Annotated in this window: 18 protein-coding genes, 2 tRNA genes and 2 pseudogenes; 14 read left to right on the top strand and 8 right to left on the bottom strand. The window is 34.4% G+C overall.

Translation table 11 applies throughout. The annotated features are described in order from the left end of the window. The first annotated feature begins 35 nt into the window (after nucleotides 1-35). Entirely contained in the window at nucleotides 36-1124 is a 1089-nt protein-coding gene (locus tag J3U63_RS04425) for an AI-2E family transporter (RefSeq protein WP_065633015.1), read from the top strand. Between the two features lie 21 nt (nucleotides 1125-1145). Here J3U63_RS04425 and bcp read toward each other — a convergent pair whose 3' ends face one another. Both bcp and hemL read right to left on the bottom strand, forming a co-directional pair. Next, nucleotides 1146-1622 (bottom strand): thioredoxin-dependent thiol peroxidase, encoded by a 477-nt coding sequence (gene bcp / locus J3U63_RS04430; RefSeq protein ID WP_267332593.1) that lies wholly within the window; start codon nucleotides 1620-1622, stop codon nucleotides 1146-1148. 48 nt (nucleotides 1623-1670) lie between these two features. Beyond that, nucleotides 1671-2984 carry a glutamate-1-semialdehyde 2,1-aminomutase gene (hemL, locus tag J3U63_RS04435; RefSeq protein ID WP_267344341.1) on the bottom strand — a complete coding sequence of 438 codons (1314 nt, stop codon included), beginning with the start codon at nucleotides 2982-2984 and terminating at the stop codon, nucleotides 1671-1673. 156 nt (nucleotides 2985-3140) lie between these two features. Here hemL and erpA point away from each other — a divergent pair, with 156 nt between their 5' ends. The 5 genes and pseudogenes from erpA to J3U63_RS13325 form a co-directional block, all read left to right on the top strand. Beyond that, nucleotides 3141-3479, top strand: a complete 339-nt coding sequence (gene erpA / locus J3U63_RS04440; protein ID WP_267332595.1) for an iron-sulfur cluster insertion protein ErpA — start codon at nucleotides 3141-3143, stop codon at nucleotides 3477-3479. Nucleotides 3480-3701: 222 nt separating this feature from the next. After that, nucleotides 3702-3789: transfer RNA gene (locus J3U63_RS04445), tRNA-Leu, on the top strand. 17 nt (nucleotides 3790-3806) lie between these two features. Continuing rightward, a tRNA-Gly gene (locus J3U63_RS04450) sits at nucleotides 3807-3882 on the top strand. Nucleotides 3883-4108: 226 nt separating this feature from the next. Beyond that, on the top strand, nucleotides 4109-4240 hold the full coding sequence (locus J3U63_RS04455; protein ID WP_267344339.1) for a hypothetical protein: 132 nt from the start codon (nucleotides 4109-4111) through the stop codon (nucleotides 4238-4240). Between the two features lie 5 nt (nucleotides 4241-4245). Beyond that, nucleotides 4246-4293, top strand: a pseudogene (locus tag J3U63_RS13325) (hypothetical protein); the annotation flags it as partial. Between the two features lie 398 nt (nucleotides 4294-4691). On the opposite strand, the pseudogene J3U63_RS04460 reads toward J3U63_RS13325, so the two are convergent. Further along, nucleotides 4692-4865 (bottom strand): annotated as a pseudogene (locus J3U63_RS04460) (IS3 family transposase); the annotation flags it as partial. On the opposite strand from J3U63_RS04460, the gene J3U63_RS13330 reads away from it, so the two are divergent. After that, nucleotides 4845-4919, top strand: coding sequence for a DUF4113 domain-containing protein (locus tag J3U63_RS13330; protein WP_416379657.1), 75 nt, complete (start codon nucleotides 4845-4847; stop codon nucleotides 4917-4919). The pseudogene J3U63_RS04460 and the gene J3U63_RS13330 sit on opposite strands and share 21 nt — an antisense overlap. 21 nt (nucleotides 4920-4940) lie before the next feature. Here J3U63_RS13330 and J3U63_RS04465 read toward each other — a convergent pair whose 3' ends face one another. Next, the gene (locus J3U63_RS04465; protein WP_267344338.1) at nucleotides 4941-5246 is read right to left on the bottom strand and encodes a hypothetical protein; all 306 of its coding nucleotides are present in this window, start codon (nucleotides 5244-5246) and stop codon (nucleotides 4941-4943) included. Then, complete coding sequence (locus J3U63_RS04470; protein ID WP_267370805.1) at nucleotides 5246-5956, bottom strand: DUF4225 domain-containing protein; 711 nt, start codon at nucleotides 5954-5956, stop codon at nucleotides 5246-5248. Before J3U63_RS04470 ends, J3U63_RS04465 begins: the two co-directional genes overlap by 1 nt. Nucleotides 5957-6535: 579 nt before the next feature. Between J3U63_RS04470 and J3U63_RS04475 the strand changes: the two genes are divergently transcribed. From J3U63_RS04475 to J3U63_RS04485, 3 genes are all read left to right on the top strand, one after another. Then, on the top strand, nucleotides 6536-6766 hold the full coding sequence (locus J3U63_RS04475; RefSeq protein WP_267344336.1) for a DUF2892 domain-containing protein: 231 nt from the start codon (nucleotides 6536-6538) through the stop codon (nucleotides 6764-6766). Beyond that, nucleotides 6750-7295: an RNA polymerase sigma factor gene (locus tag J3U63_RS04480; RefSeq protein WP_267370642.1), complete on the top strand. Its 546-nt coding sequence runs from the start codon at nucleotides 6750-6752 to the stop codon at nucleotides 7293-7295. Before J3U63_RS04475 ends, J3U63_RS04480 begins: the two co-directional genes overlap by 17 nt. Nucleotides 7296-7512: 217 nt before the next feature. Continuing rightward, nucleotides 7513-7848 (top strand): carboxymuconolactone decarboxylase family protein, encoded by a 336-nt coding sequence (locus J3U63_RS04485; protein ID WP_267344334.1) that lies wholly within the window; start codon nucleotides 7513-7515, stop codon nucleotides 7846-7848. A gap of 320 nt (nucleotides 7849-8168) precedes the next feature. Here J3U63_RS04485 and J3U63_RS04490 read toward each other — a convergent pair whose 3' ends face one another. Then, nucleotides 8169-9026 (bottom strand): EcsC family protein, encoded by an 858-nt coding sequence (locus tag J3U63_RS04490; RefSeq protein WP_267344332.1) that lies wholly within the window; start codon nucleotides 9024-9026, stop codon nucleotides 8169-8171. Nucleotides 9027-9814: 788 nt separating this feature from the next. On the opposite strand from J3U63_RS04490, the gene J3U63_RS04495 reads away from it, so the two are divergent. Continuing rightward, on the top strand, nucleotides 9815-10897 hold the full coding sequence (locus tag J3U63_RS04495) for an ankyrin repeat domain-containing protein (RefSeq protein ID WP_267344330.1): 1083 nt from the start codon (nucleotides 9815-9817) through the stop codon (nucleotides 10895-10897). 223 nt (nucleotides 10898-11120) lie between these two features. Here J3U63_RS04495 and J3U63_RS04500 read toward each other — a convergent pair whose 3' ends face one another. Next, complete coding sequence (locus J3U63_RS04500) at nucleotides 11121-12026, bottom strand: AraC family transcriptional regulator (protein ID WP_267344328.1); 906 nt, start codon at nucleotides 12024-12026, stop codon at nucleotides 11121-11123. A 176-nt stretch (nucleotides 12027-12202) separates the two neighbouring features. Here J3U63_RS04500 and J3U63_RS04505 point away from each other — a divergent pair, with 176 nt between their 5' ends. The 3 genes from J3U63_RS04505 to J3U63_RS04515 all read left to right on the top strand — a co-directional run bounded on the left by J3U63_RS04505 (nucleotide 12203) and on the right by J3U63_RS04515 (nucleotide 14323). Then, on the top strand, nucleotides 12203-12697 hold the full coding sequence (locus J3U63_RS04505) for a cupin domain-containing protein (RefSeq protein ID WP_267332598.1): 495 nt from the start codon (nucleotides 12203-12205) through the stop codon (nucleotides 12695-12697). 146 nt (nucleotides 12698-12843) lie between these two features. Continuing rightward, nucleotides 12844-13551 (top strand): carboxymuconolactone decarboxylase family protein, encoded by a 708-nt coding sequence (locus J3U63_RS04510; RefSeq protein ID WP_267344327.1) that lies wholly within the window; start codon nucleotides 12844-12846, stop codon nucleotides 13549-13551. 22 nt (nucleotides 13552-13573) lie between these two features. Beyond that, complete coding sequence (locus J3U63_RS04515) at nucleotides 13574-14323, top strand: SDR family oxidoreductase (RefSeq protein WP_267344326.1); 750 nt, start codon at nucleotides 13574-13576, stop codon at nucleotides 14321-14323. A gap of 97 nt (nucleotides 14324-14420) precedes the next feature. On the opposite strand, the gene J3U63_RS04520 is transcribed toward J3U63_RS04515, so the two are convergent. Next, entirely contained in the window at nucleotides 14421-14957 is a 537-nt protein-coding gene (locus J3U63_RS04520; protein ID WP_267344324.1) for a DUF2165 domain-containing protein, read from the bottom strand. Nucleotides 14958-15070: the final 113 nt, after the last annotated feature.

Consider the following 15070-nt stretch of genomic DNA (forward strand, 5'->3'; position numbering starts at 1 on the left):
GGTTACAATTAGAAAGCAAAATTAGGAGTATTTGCATGTTAAAGTTGTTTATTGAGTGGTATAAAAGGCGATTTAGTGATCCCCATGTTGTTTCATTAATGGCTGTGATCATTTTTCTTTTTTTTATCATCTATTTTTTCAATAAAATATTGTTACCGATTTTAATTGCTATCGTGCTTTCTTATTTACTCAATACACCTGTCAATTATCTGAATAAAAGAAAGGTCCCAAGAACATTAGCGGTTATCATTGTTTTACTTGTTTTTATTTTGATCGTTTTAGCAGGATTTATGATCTTAGTTCCGTTAGTTTGGCAACAAGGTGTGAGTCTTATTACCAATATTCCAAATATGTTGAATTTTACTAATAACTTTCTCACTTCGTTGCCACAACATTATCCTGAATTGATTGATGTTGGGCTGTTTGATTCAATTATTCAAGGTATTACCAATAAGTTTGTACAAACAGGTAATTCGTTATTGCAGTTTTCAATAGTGTCGTTATTCGGGTTGGTATCGGTAGTTATTAATGCAGTACTGGTACCTATTATGATGTTTTTTCTATTAAAAGATAAAACTAAAATATGGGGATACTGTTCTAAAATTTTACCAAGAAATCGTAGCATTTTAAACCAAGTTGCTGCTGAAATGGATTTGCAAATATCTAATTATATTGTAGGTAATGTGTTACATATTATTATTTTAGCGGTGTGTGTTTATATTCCTTTTTGGTACTTTGGTTTAGATTATGGTTTATTGCTTGCAGTAATTGTTGGTCTTTCTGTTTTAGTGCCTTATATTGGTATTATTATTTCAAGTATTCCAGTTGTTTTAATTGCCCTTTTCCAATGGGGCATTAGTGCTGAATTTGGGTATTTGATTTTCTTTTATGTTTTAATCCAAGCATTAGATGGTAATTTGCTTGTGCCATGTCTGTTTTCTGAAAAACTTAATCTTCATCCTTTAGTCATTATTGTGGCTGTAATAGTATTTGGTGGATTATGGGGATTTTGGGGAATATTTTTTGCTATACCTTTAGCGACGTTAGTCAAAGCTATTATTAATGCCTGGCCAAAAACCGAAGAATTAAATACTAATGAAGTAAAGCAAGAGAAAGCAGATTAATGATTTAATCTGCTTTTTAAATTATTGAGCGTGGTTTTTAAGATAATCTAAAACCACTTCGTGATGGTTGCTAGTTTTGAAATCTTCAAAGACTTTTTCAATCTTGCCATCTTTACTAATTAAAAAACTAATACGGTGTATGCCATCGTATTTTTTACCCATAAACTCTTTTTCACCCCACGTACCAAAAGCTTGGCAAACTTCATGATTTTCATCAGAAAGCAACGTAAAGTTTAATAATTCTTTTTCAGCAAAGCGTGATAATTTTTCTGGCTTATCAGTACTAATTCCAATTATCACCACATTGTATTTTTTAAACTCATCTATAGCGTCACGTAAATTACAGGCTTGTACTGTACAACCGGGTGTCATCGCCTTTGGATAAAAATAAATCAAAATACGTTGACCTTTAAAATCTTTCGAACTTATTAATTCTCCATCTTGATCTGGTAGCGAAAACTGAGGTGCTTTTTCACCTTCTTTTAGTGGATTAACCATATGTTTGTTACCTATGTTAATAGTTTAATATTTTCATTGATAGTAGTATTAATACTCTTTGTTTTTTTGTTTGCTAATGCTGCTAAAAAAACGCGTTGCTGCATCGATGGTTTTATTGATTTCTGTATTAGAATGCTTAAGTGACATAAATCCAGCTTCGAAGGCCGAAGGAGCGAAATAGATGCCTTCTTCGAGCATATAATGATAGAATTTTTTGAATAATTCAATATCACAATTCATTACATCTTGATAAGTGGTTACTTCATCAGCAGTTGTAAAAAATAATCCAAACATTGCGCCAACATGATTGACGACTAAAGGAATATCGTATTGTTTTGCTGCCGATAATAAGCCATTTGCTAGCATCGTTGTTTTTTCATCAAGATCATCATAAATACCGACATCGGTTAACTTGGTTAAGGTAGTAAATCCTGCTGCCATCGCTACCGGATTACCAGACAGTGTTCCTGCTTGGTAAATTGGTCCTGTCGGTGCAAGTTGATTCATTATTTCTGCACGACCACCAAATGCACCAACCGGCATTCCTCCACCAATAATTTTGCCTAAGCAAGTTAGATCTGGCGTTACACCATAATATTCTTGCGCACCACCAAGTGCTATTCTAAAACCAGTCATGACTTCATCAATAATTAATAAACTATTGTATTGATTACAAAGATCTCGAAGGCCTTGTAAAAATGCTTTGTTGGCGGGTATGCAGTTCATATTTCCTGCAACCGGTTCAACAATTATGGCGGCAATGTCATTAGGGTATTGTTCAAATTGTTTTTTTACTGATTCAAGACAATTATAATCACATACAAGTGTATGCTTAACAAAATCATTTGGAACACCTGGGGAAGTCGGATGACCAAATGTAAGCGCTCCAGAACCTGCTTTTACAAGTAAATAATCGGCATGTCCATGGTAGCAGCCTTCAAATTTGATAATTTTATCTCGACCGGTAAAACCTCGAGCAAGACGAATAGCGCTCATTGTGGCTTCAGTTCCAGAATTCACCATTCGTAGCATTTCTATTGAAGGCATCAGTTCGGTGACAAGCGTCGCTAATTTAGTTTCAATCTCGGTTGGTGCACCAAAACTTAATCCGTTGTGTACCGCATGGATAACGGCATTCGCAACATCAGGATCGTTATGACCCAAAATCATTGGCCCCCATGAACCAACATAATCGATGTAGGCCTTGTCATCGACATCATAAATATAAGCGCCATTGGCTCGCTCAATAAATAGCGGTGTACCCCCAACGCCATTAAATGCTCGAACCGGTGAGTTAACGCCACCTGGCATAACCGATAAGGCTTGTTTGTAACATTTTTCAGATTTGAATTTATTTATCATAATCATGTTTTTTTGATAAAAATTTGTTGCAGTATTTATTCATAAAATGAACTTAAATTCAAGATGATTAGAATAAATTTATCGAATAGCAGTTTCCATTTTGTATTTTGTTGTAGCAAAGGTATATAATAACAACAATTAAATTAGGAGAAAAAAATGAGCGATGCTTTACCGATTAACTTTACAGATGCCGCAGCAAATAAAGTCAAATCATTAGTAACAGAAGAAGAAAACCCGAATCTTAAATTAAGGGTATATATAACTGGTGGGGGTTGTAGTGGCTTTCAATACGGTTTTACCTTTGATGAAAAAGTCAATGAAGATGATCTAGCCATCGAAAAAAATGGTGTTGCATTGGTGATTGATCCCATGAGCCTGCAATATCTTGTTGGTGGCACTATTGATTATGTTGAAGGCTTACAAGGTTCACGCTTTGTTGTTGATAACCCGAACGCAACAACTACGTGTGGCTGTGGCTCATCGTTTAGTGTTTAAATTGTCATTATTCTTTATCCATTTTATTTTGTCAGGTTGAATTAAATAATGTTTAATGAGTAAAATTGTTCAATTTTGATGTAGAAGATTAAATATTCTTTAAAAATGTGACAAACATTGAGCAGTTGATCAATTATTTTGATTTTTTTGTTGACGTGAAAATTAAGATGGGTAAAATGCACAGCATTCAAAACGCACTTACATTTAAGTAATTAGTTTTGAGCCCGGGTGGTGAAATCGGTAGACACAAGGGATTTAAAATCCCTCGGCCTTTTTGGCCGTGCGAGTTCAAGTCTCGCCCCGGGCACCATTTAAAACACTTCTCATGCGGGAATAGCTCAGTTGGTAGAGCGCAACCTTGCCAAGGTTGAGGTCGCGAGTTCGAACCTCGTTTCCCGCTCCAGTTCACGATTTATAGTATTTTATAATCAAACACTTGGCGGTTTTTCTCTTTTAAAACCAGCCATTAAGCCTTATTTTGTACCCCATTAAAGAGTACTGAGGTGTACTATAATCCACTGTCAAGTGGTACATCTAACGGTACATTGCATTTTTGACTGTTTTTTAGTTCTATCTCTTAATAATTGGAATCTCTTTTTTTCTGTTTTGTTTTTTTGAGGAGATTGTCTATGGCTTTGTCTGATGCCTTAGTGAAAAATTGTAAACCTAAATCGAAAGCTTATACCTTAAAAGATATTGAAGTGTGGCGCTATATGTATCGTCTTCAGGTGGTAAATCATGGCATTTTCGGTTTACCTTAAATGGTAAACGGCAGCGTATTTCGTTGGAGGTATATTCTGAGGTTGGGCTTGCGGAAGCTAGAGTGCGCTGTGAGTCTAATCATTTGTTGGTGAAGCAAGGGATTTCACCGGGTTCTCTATCTATTTCAGGGAGTTCTCTTAGTTCTAATGCGTTGGATATTGATGAACGTTATTTATTAGAAGTTTCTGAGCAAGAGATAATAGACGAGGTTTCGTCTTCGGTGGAGTCTTTTGCTGAGTTTAGTGTGCGGTGGCTGCTATTTAAGTGGTTGGATAAGCGGGATAAACGTCAAAGTACAGCGGTACAAATTGAGCGGTATTTGCGTAAGGATATGTTACCTGTGTTGGGGCATTACCGATGGATAGGATTGGTAAGGAGGATGTGCTTAGAGTATTACGGGGTATTGAGGCTCGGGGTGTGTTGTCGATTGCGGAGAAGTGTCGCAGTTGGTTGTTTGGCTTGCATGACCAATGTCGATGTTTTATGCCTACCAGCACTTCGCCCAATTATCTCTCGATTACTGATATCAACGATGACACACTGGTAGTGCCAATGTTGTTTAACCCTCACATAGGTTAAATCAGTCACCAATATTTTTCGTGGTTGACCTATCTTAAACTCACGATACTAAGCCCGCGTTATACCACGCGTTGGGATGAGCTGTTAATGGTTAAATAAGAGAAGTATGTTAGCGTTGTTTTATTTTTTTCTTTTTTTAAAACGACGAGGAGCTTCAATAAAATCCAAAAAATATATATACACAACAACAATAGGTACAATAGGTAGGACGTAAATACGATTAGTTAAGTCGCCATTTTTTGCTAATACCAAAATATAAGCACTATAAAATAAAACAACGTAGTAATAAAAGATAGCTGCCCGTCTTTTCCAGTTGAGTTTTTTATTAGAATAAAAATCCATTGCAATGAAATTTGAAAAATAGACTCTAATCAAAATACCAACCACAACTAAACTATAATAACTAATATAAATATATGTACTCATCAATGCGTTAAACCTCCTTCTGTAATATTTCCAGAATAATCCTTTTTATATTTAGAACCATCGACTCTTTCACAAAGATAGTAGCCTGGTGTAGTATCATCATTATCTCCGGTTATTGTCACAACCAAAGAACAGTCATCTATAATATCTTTGACGTTACTTATTTTTTCTGATTCGCTAACCACCATTCTAACCTGCTGTGTCTCATTATCGAGCACAAACGCTTTTTTTAAATCTTCATAAACATTAATTAAGGTGAGTGTATCACTAAATATTTCGAAACTGAGTAATTTTTTACTCATTTGTAAATATGCTTTTTCTAAATCTTGTCGGCCATAGAAGAATAGTTTGAACTTAGGATTACCTAATTCATTTAGTTTGGGTACAAGCTTTAGCTTACCACGAATTGAGATACCAAAGTCGATTAAATCATAAGTTAAATCACCGACTGAAGCATCAAATCCTAATGCTGTGGCACTAGTTTGGTAGACTTTTCTTAGCGGTCCACTAATATTTAAATCTCTATTTCCACCATCAAACACATTAGCAACGCCACTAGCAAGGCCAACTCCGCCTTCATAAGCACTATTAACACCATGTAACATAAGGGGAGCACCGATAAGACACCCTACACCTGTACTACATAACGCCCATCCAGCCATCACCATCCCTACACCACCAAAAACAGATAATCCATAAAAAAAATTAATCTATGTCTTATTTTTTAGTCTTTTCCGCCTCGATATAGCTTATTTTTCATTCAAATAAAAATAACAAGGTATCAACAATGACATTGTTAACCGATTTAATCATTCATAAATCTATACCACCAGTACTGGAAGCCTATACATTAAAAGACGATCAGGGGTATTTTTTTACATTGAACCGAGTAATTCAAAGTCTCCCATTTTGTTTTACTGGCAAACCAAACAGAATCTGATGGCTTTTGGTTGTTATCCTATCGTAAATACTAATATTACCCGATAAAAAAGAGAAGCACTCTCAAAATAGTTTGATTTGAATAATAAATTATAGAATGTCCGCGCTGAAAAAGTTAAACAGTTTATATGTTAGACCAGAGCAGCACTTCTTACAATCATGCTTAGTATGTAGAACAGTGCCGAAGAATGATGAAGGAATAAGTGGTTCGGTTAGATAAATGGTTGCACAAACAGCTTTATGTTATCTAATTTTTATTTGAATGTGTTAATTCAAATTTAATGAATCCTTTTGTTGATTTTTATCCTCTATATAAAAAAATAAACATTTATTTATAAAAGGAAACGCTGATGCTCAATTTAAAACAAAATTTGCCAATATGGGAACGTACTATTCGATTACTTATGTCTATCATTATTGGTTTAGTAGCAAATTATTTTGTATATTCAATTATATGGCAGATTATGATATTTATTATTGCTGGCATATTAGCCTTTACAGCTTTAATTGGATTTTGCCCATTGCGGGCTGTATTCTCAAAGGTATTACAACAGGCAAATGACAATGAATCAAAATACTGAAAAACTTATTCAAGCAGCGTGTTCAGGTGATAAACAAGCCTTATCACAGTTACTAATCGTATGCCAACCAGATATTAAACGGTTTGCTAGACGAACATGCTCAACAACTGAAGACGTTGAAGATGCCGTACAAATTGCTTTGTGGCAATTACATAGAAAGATTGGCACATTAAAAACAATCGCAACTTTTGCCAGTTGGTTATTTCGAATAATAGAAAGAGAGTGTTATCGCCTGTTCAGAGCGAGGATGCCTACAAATACAATTAATGAATTTAATCTAGAGAGTATCGCTTCACCAAATAACGATATCGATCTTCGTATTGATTTAACAAATTTAATTATTTCGTTACCCGTTATCTATCGCAAGGTTTTAATCATGCGAGATATCGAAGAATATACAGCACCAGAAGTAGCTGAAAAACTAGGTATTAGTATTGAAGCTGTAAAAAGTAGGCTTCACCGAGCAAGAACAATAATAAAAAAGGAGTTGAATATTCGAGGGAATTTAAATAACAACGATAAATTATAAGGAAATTAGTATGTATTGTTGCAATTCAATCACTTTGCATTCAGCAAAATGTGTAAGTGCAATCATACTGATGCTGATCATTATTTCTAATGAACTTACATTTAATGGTTAACATCATTTTACTGTTTTGCATCATATTATTATTGCGTGGTTGCCCTACTTGTTGGTTTATTGGGTCAATCAACAAATTAAAAACATTATCAGGGGAAGTTAAAAAATGAGTCATTATCAATCACCAGATGATCTGCAATATATCCCATTGTTATTAAATCTAGCACCTCAAGAAACAAAAGCCTTTCTTGACTTTGATCATGCTATTAAACGAAAAGATGGATATATTCCAATAAAAACCAGAGAATTTATTGCGTTAGCGGTCGCACTAACAACGCAGTGTGCTTATTGTATTGATGTTCATACCGAAGGTGCTAAACGAGCAGGTGCAACGAAAGAAGAGTTAGCTGAATTGATTTCTGTTGCCTCTGCGGTAAGAGCGGGAGCAACAATGGCTCATGGTCTTTTAGCACTACGTTTGTTTGATGAAAATATTGTTTAATACTTTATTTTCAAAGTAAAAAATGTTGAATTCGAAGATGCGTGGGGATTGGGAACCCCAGTTTCATGTCTTTTTTGATAAACAGTTGAGCTTGGTAAAAGTGCCGAGAGCATTGAGTAATGAAGATTTGAGTTAATAGCTATTAACAATTATTTAAGCCTGTACCATTCAGGCTTGTTTTCAGTTTACAACTTCTCGCATACCGTTCACTTAACCAGTATGGCAGAATAAGCTATATTGCTTAGAGATCCCAACACTAATTAAGTATTTTATCTCTTTACCCTATATTATTTTGCTTGGTTATATTAGTGCTGGACATGTTAATGTTTGACATTTTTTATTTTGTTATACATCTCTTTAACATGTTCATAGCCGTATTTTGCCTCTAATCTTTTGATGATAAAATGTCCTCGAGCCATATCTTGATAGAAACTAGTAAACAGCGTGTTCATTGTCGCTCCAGTGATTGCCCCTATAATTGGTACCACTTGTGCAGCAAATTTGTTGGTTATTACAATGCCAAATTGTGAAGCAACTGTTTCTATTAGTTTACTGAACCATTTTCCTGCTTGGTTATGACTAATATGCGTGATGGTACCAGCACCGTGTTTTGTGGCAATTTCAGCTAATTCTTTTGATAGATGGTTCATCGATTTAGTCATAAAACTACGTGATAGATAATACCCAGTGTCAGTACTATTATCATCTGTTTTGGTATTTGCACCTAAGGCAAATACCTCAACGCAGGCTGTTTTAGTGGTAAAAAGATTTAAATCAAATCCTTCACTACGTGCAACATCGGCTACTGCACGCATTATAATCGTCGTCGATATTGGTAGCTCAATAAATAGTGATGTAAACCCAAAAGCGCCACCTAAAGCACCCGATGTGGCAGCATAAAGCTTGTGAAGTTTAGTTGAAGCGGATCTATTTGGCTCATTATCAAGGCTCCATAGTGCTGCATCAGCAGCTTTATGAAGGGCTGAACCAATAATATTATTGACTTTTTTGGATACCGCTGTTGGCAGTTTTTTTACTGCTTCTTCTATTGGAGAACCAATCAAACTAGACATTCTTGCAATGATAGATGGTGACTCCAATAATGCTACAGCTGTTTGTAAATCACTTAAATCTTGTAAGTTTTCTTGAATTGTCACTTTAATTCCTTTTGTATTCATATGTCACTATCTAGTGCTTATTATGCAAAAATTTTTGATAATCTAAGGTTTCATTTATGCGTTATTCATACAAAATTACTCAACACAGGTATTATGCTCAATTATATTAATGGCAAGCCATTCTTGATCATTTTGCTCTTTTTTATAAGTAACAGTGTTGCTTTAAAAATTTCAATAGCTTTTATTGCTAACATGTTGTTCCAATATGGAGAGTGGCTATTAATGTACTGCTGAGCTATGTGCTATATTTTGCAAACTATCTATGCTACTTTATTCTTTTCTTATAAATCTTATTTATTAAGATTATTTTCAGTCTATTTAAAATAAAAATGTTTTGTATTGCTAAACCGTTTTAGCGATCCAGTTGTTATAAATTGTAAATGAAAAGTCGTTATTATTCGCAATATAGCATAAAAATATAGAATAAAAAGTAAAGATTAGTATTAATTTTTAAATGCGGTTTTATTGTCGATTATTAACTTTTACTAAATCGCAAACAAATCATATAGCAACATCATTATGCTTTGATTTGATATTTTTTTGTAAAAATTATTGAGGAATCTATACTGTTGCATTTTGCAAAAGATCCTTAAATTCATGATAAACCTATAGTCAGATATCTCCTTAATTTTATACATAAAGATATGATCGATTATTTATTATTAACGCCGCAACATCTCATAATTGTGATTCACAATAACGCAGATTAAGCATTTAGTAGTTGAATTTAATAGAGATAATTATCAAAATGTATAATACATAGCTGTTAATGCAAGATGGAGTAATTGATGTACAACATACCTTCTATAGGTAACTTTGAGACGTTACCTGAAGTGGCACTAGCCATATATGAATCAGATTTGGAAAAAATGCAGGCACTGTATCAAGCTGACTGGGATATTAATAAATCTATTCATTTTAATAAATATATCGATATGGTACCGATCGCAATTGCAGTAATGACTAATCAGTTACCTGCTTTAAAATGGTTGCTAGCTAAGCAGGTTTCGCTTGATATTGGCGAGTTAACGATTATCGAAATGGCCGCTCAGCACAGCAAAAATAAGATTGTTGAACTGTTATTAGAACATAATGCTCTTGATTTTTTACCAATCAAAAATTATGGAGAAATATTTGAGCGAATTCAATACGGTGATAAATATGAACATATCCAATTATTCGAAAAATATGGTGTTACCATAAAAAAATATGGTGGTGCAGCACTTCGGTCAAGTGCCTTTGACGGTAATATGGATAAAATCAAAATGTGGTTAGAGATGGGTGCTGATATAAACTATCATCAACCTAATATGGTTTTTCCATATGCATCAACGCCACTTATTGAAGCCGTGAGAGCTAATCATAATGACATTGCGTTATACCTGATAAAAAATGGCTGTGATGTGACTATCACTGATAAAGATGGTTTGCGTGCCTATTCAGTAGCTTTAAGAGAAAATAATACACAATTAATGCAAGTATTGAAATCGTTAGAACCACCTCAATGGCATGACGAGCAAGAAAAAATACGGCAAATTAAGCGTTATAAAATTCCTGCTGATATGCTTGAATACTTAAAACAACCACCAAAGAAGATTTATTTTTCGGGTAAAGATACGCATTCAAAATACATTACGTTTTATCAATTAGTCGATTTGCAGGAGATTAAATGGCATCGAAAAAATCTACTTTGTTTTATTGAAAAAGTTGAAAACTATGAACTTTACCTTGTTTGGTCACCGATAAAAAAAATGATTTGCTGCTTAGATCTTGAACACGATATGCTTACCCCAATGTGCAGTTGGCAAGAGTTTATTGGTGATCCTGAAAAATGTATCAATAAGCTTCTTGATGGTGAGTATGACGATTAAACACTAACCTAACAGTAAAGAATAAAAGAGCGTTATTTATACAAATAGAGAAAAAAGTCGAGCAGTAGTCATTGAAAAAAGGCGGAACAATTGGTTATCTATCAAGGTCAAATTTAGCTAAAAACCAAAATTATAATGTGCCATGGATTGGTGCAATGTCCCGTTTGACGTAATTTTCAATATTCATGATATTTGTCAAAATATGATAATTGCTATTTTGAGTTTACTGAAGATTTTTAATATCCTTATGGGGTGATGTACCAAACAGACGTTTGTACTCCCGATTAAATTGCGTTTGGCTTTCATAACCGACCTTAAGTCCGGCACTATTAGCATGATAATTTTCTGACAACATTAAACGACGAGCTTCATAAAGACGTAACTGTTTTTGATATTGTAATGGGCTTAGCGTGGTCACCTGTTTAAAATGTCGATGAAACGTCGCTAATGACATATTGGCTTTTTCGGCTAATGCTTCAACAGTAATGGGTTGTTTATAGTGATTTTTTAGCCAATCAATTGTTGAAGCAATTTGATGGCTTTGTGTGCCTTTTGTATTGATAGAACGCAAGTGTTGCCCGAAAGGTCCAATAAGCAGTAAATAATGGATTTCTTTGATGATCATTGGGGCTAATATCGAAATTTGTTCAGGCTTATCGAGTAATTGGATCAATCGAAAAAAAGCGGTGAGTATGTCTAATTCAACTTTTTTTATACTAATTCCTTTGAAAGCAATGGCTTTAATATTGGCTAACTGTGGATACTCAGTGATAAGTTGGTTGATAATTTGCGTATTAAGGTATAAGGCAAGGGATAAAAACGGTTTTGTTTGCGATGCAATTGTTATAGAGTTTACTGCTGGAATATCAACTGAGGTAACGAGATAATCGCCTTCACCATAAATGTGTTGTTCGGTGCCAATTAACGAGCGTTTACTCCCTTGAATAATAATAGATACTAGTGGTTGGTAGAAGCAGTTTTCGTTATAATCTGTCATGTCACGGCGATAAATACCCAAACCATTTATCGCAGTAGGGTAGTCACCCGCAGTTTGAGCCCATCGTAACATATGTTGTTTTACTTGCTGATTTATTGTGGTCAGTTCACTGTTTAGATCGCTTCTTTTCATTAGATTTCCTTAACATTCACCCAAACATAGTGAGAACTATTTTAAAGCTTATCAGTAAAAATAATATTGTAACTGAAATTATTAGGCAAGAATTTAATAGAATTGTGTCTATTGATAATTAATTGAGATGTTTATAGTAACGCATAGATAATCTTTAATTAACTAATGGGATTGTTATGAGAAAATTATCAATAACATTATTAATCACAACAATGATTGTGACTTGTTTTTCAATCCGAATTTACGCTAAGGAGAATAATGCTATGTCGCAAAAAGTGACCAAAAATGGTACACAGGCTTCCATCAAAGGCTCAGATAAATTTTTTACAGGTGATGTAAGAATCGATCCTCTATTTCCTGCTACGAGTCCATCTCGGACCTCTGGCGCTTATGTGACATTTGAACCCGGTGCTCGTTCAGCATGGCATACTCATCCATTAGGGCAAACTTTAGTCGTCACTTCCGGTGTTGGCTTTACTCAAGAATGGGGCGGTCCTATTGTCGAAATTCATCCTGGAGATGTAATTACTTGCCCACCGGGTGTAAAACATTGGCATGGTGCATCACCACACAATGCTATGACTCATCTTTCCGTGGTTGAGGAACTGGATGGTAAAAATGTTGAATGGTTAGAAAAAGTGACCGATGAACAATATTACGATAAAAAGTAATTATTAAGCAAATAGTAAAGTTAACTTATTCATTTGCATCATTAATCAATGTTTATACTGTTAGTTTATACGTAATTTTTTAAGTATAAAAGTGGTCGTATGGTAGTTACTTTTATTTTGCTTAGCTTGTTTTAGCAGGAAACACTATGCAAAAAATAGTTCGTGTCATTATTTCTTTTTTTATGATATGGAGTTTATCAACAATTTGTGAGGCATCAACTATGGATAACCATCAATTAACCGTAAAACAACAATTTATTATTCCTATTGCAGCCTTTACCGCTCAAGGTGATATGCCTAAGCTAAAAGTGTCATTAATGGAAGGATTAGATAATGGTTTAACGATAAACGAAATTAAAGAAGTACTTATTCAAATGTATGCTTACACTGGCTTTCCGCGTAGTTTAAATGCTATTGGAACTTTTAAGCAACTTTTGGATAAGCGTCATCAAAACGGCATTAAGGATATGATGGGTAAAGAGCCTGATCCCTTACCCACTAATAAAACCAGTTTGCAGTTAGGTACCGAGATTCAGACTTATTTAGTCGGACAGCCTGTTTCTGGCGGCTTGATGGATTTTGCTCCCGCGATTAATCAGTTTTTAAAAGCTCACTTATTTGGTGATATTTTTGGACGTAATAATATTGATTATCAAAGCCGTGAAATTGCAACTATTGCTGCATTAGCGAGCCTTGGTGGTGTTGATAGTCAACTTCAATCACACATACATATGGCGATGAACATAGGTTTAACTCAAGCTCAAATCCGTGAAGTTAGAGATATATTACAATCTAAAGTTGGTAATGAGCAAGCTGATGTATTAGCTCAGGCATTCGTCAATGTTTTGAAATAAACAGGCGTTAAGGAGACAAATAATGAAGCAAAATTCACAAAAAGTTATTGTTATAACAGGTGCATCAAGTGGTATTGGTGAAGCTACAGCCAAGTTACTTGCAGCCCAAGGTAATAAAATTGTATTAGGCGCAAGGCGTAAAGATAAACTTGAGAAAATCGTTGCTGAGATCTTTTCTGCTGGTGGCATTGCGACTTATCAATTAACGGATGTGACAAAACGAAATGACGTTGATATGTTAGCGAAAAAAGCGCTGGATGAATATGGTCAAATTGATGTGTGGATCAATAATGCCGGTTTAATGCCACAATCGACTTTTGATAAATTAAAAGTCGATGAATGGGAAAAAATGATCGATGTTAATATTAAAGGAACTTTATATGGCATTGCAGCGGCATTATTACCGATGCGACAAAAGAAACAAGGTCATTTTATTAATATTTCATCTATAGCTGGGCATATAACTCATCCTGGCGGTGGTGTTTATAGTGCAACAAAATCTGCGGTGTTAGCTATTAGTGATAGTTTAAGACAAGAAGAAGCCTTGGCAAAGAGTAATATACGAGTCAGTGTAATATCACCCGGTGCAATTGCAACAGAGCTTACTCATACTATTACCGATCAAGATATTAAGCCCGCGATTGATAAACTTTATCAACAAGTCGCTATTGCCCCAGAACGCATTGCTCAAGTGATTGCTTTTACTATTAATTCACCTGTAGATACTACTTTGAATGAGATTATCATTCGTCCTAGTTGTCAGCAAGTTTAGCTAAGTTAACAGGCTATTTTTTGATATGGATTTTACGCTTTAATTAAAATTAAAAAGCGTAAAAATCCATATCGTTATATAAAAAGTTGGTTTGAATTCAATCCGATAGTTTATCGTCTTTTTTTAATAACGGCATATAAACAAACAGCGCAGTGATCAAGATAAATGTTGCAAATGTATAAGCTTTGGATTGCCCGTTCATTTTATTAGCCCACATGGAAAAATATTCACCACCAATGACAGCAAAACCAAAGTACCAAATTAAAATGGCTAGCGTTGCACCGACTAAATAAATCACTTGTCCATTCACAAATCGAGATTTGTTGATGGATGCAAACATATAAAGCGAAGCAAATAGACAGACTAAACCGGTAAGTAATTCACCTATAATTATTACCCAATATCCAATTAAATGGAGCGTTGTATTACTGATCGCTCTAGACGTCATAGCAGGACTTCCCGAAAAAAATGGTTCCATCGTATCCATCGATAATACACTTTTTACAAAGGCATAATTAGTATTAAAATCAATAATATTGTCATATCCGACCAATACACAAAAAAAACCAACGGTAAAGGCAATTGTTGCTTTTAAAAGTTGTTGAATTCCAATTAAATTTAATAAATTTTTCACATCCAAACCTTTTTAATATTCAATAAAATTTGTCAATCACGCACTGTTATTGACACTAGAACGTCACAATTTACACTTAGGTAATTGACAAATCAATACAAACAAATGATTTA

Source organism: Gilliamella sp. B2838, assembly GCF_026536185.1.
Taxonomy (GTDB): Bacteria; Pseudomonadota; Gammaproteobacteria; order Enterobacterales; family Orbaceae; genus Gilliamella.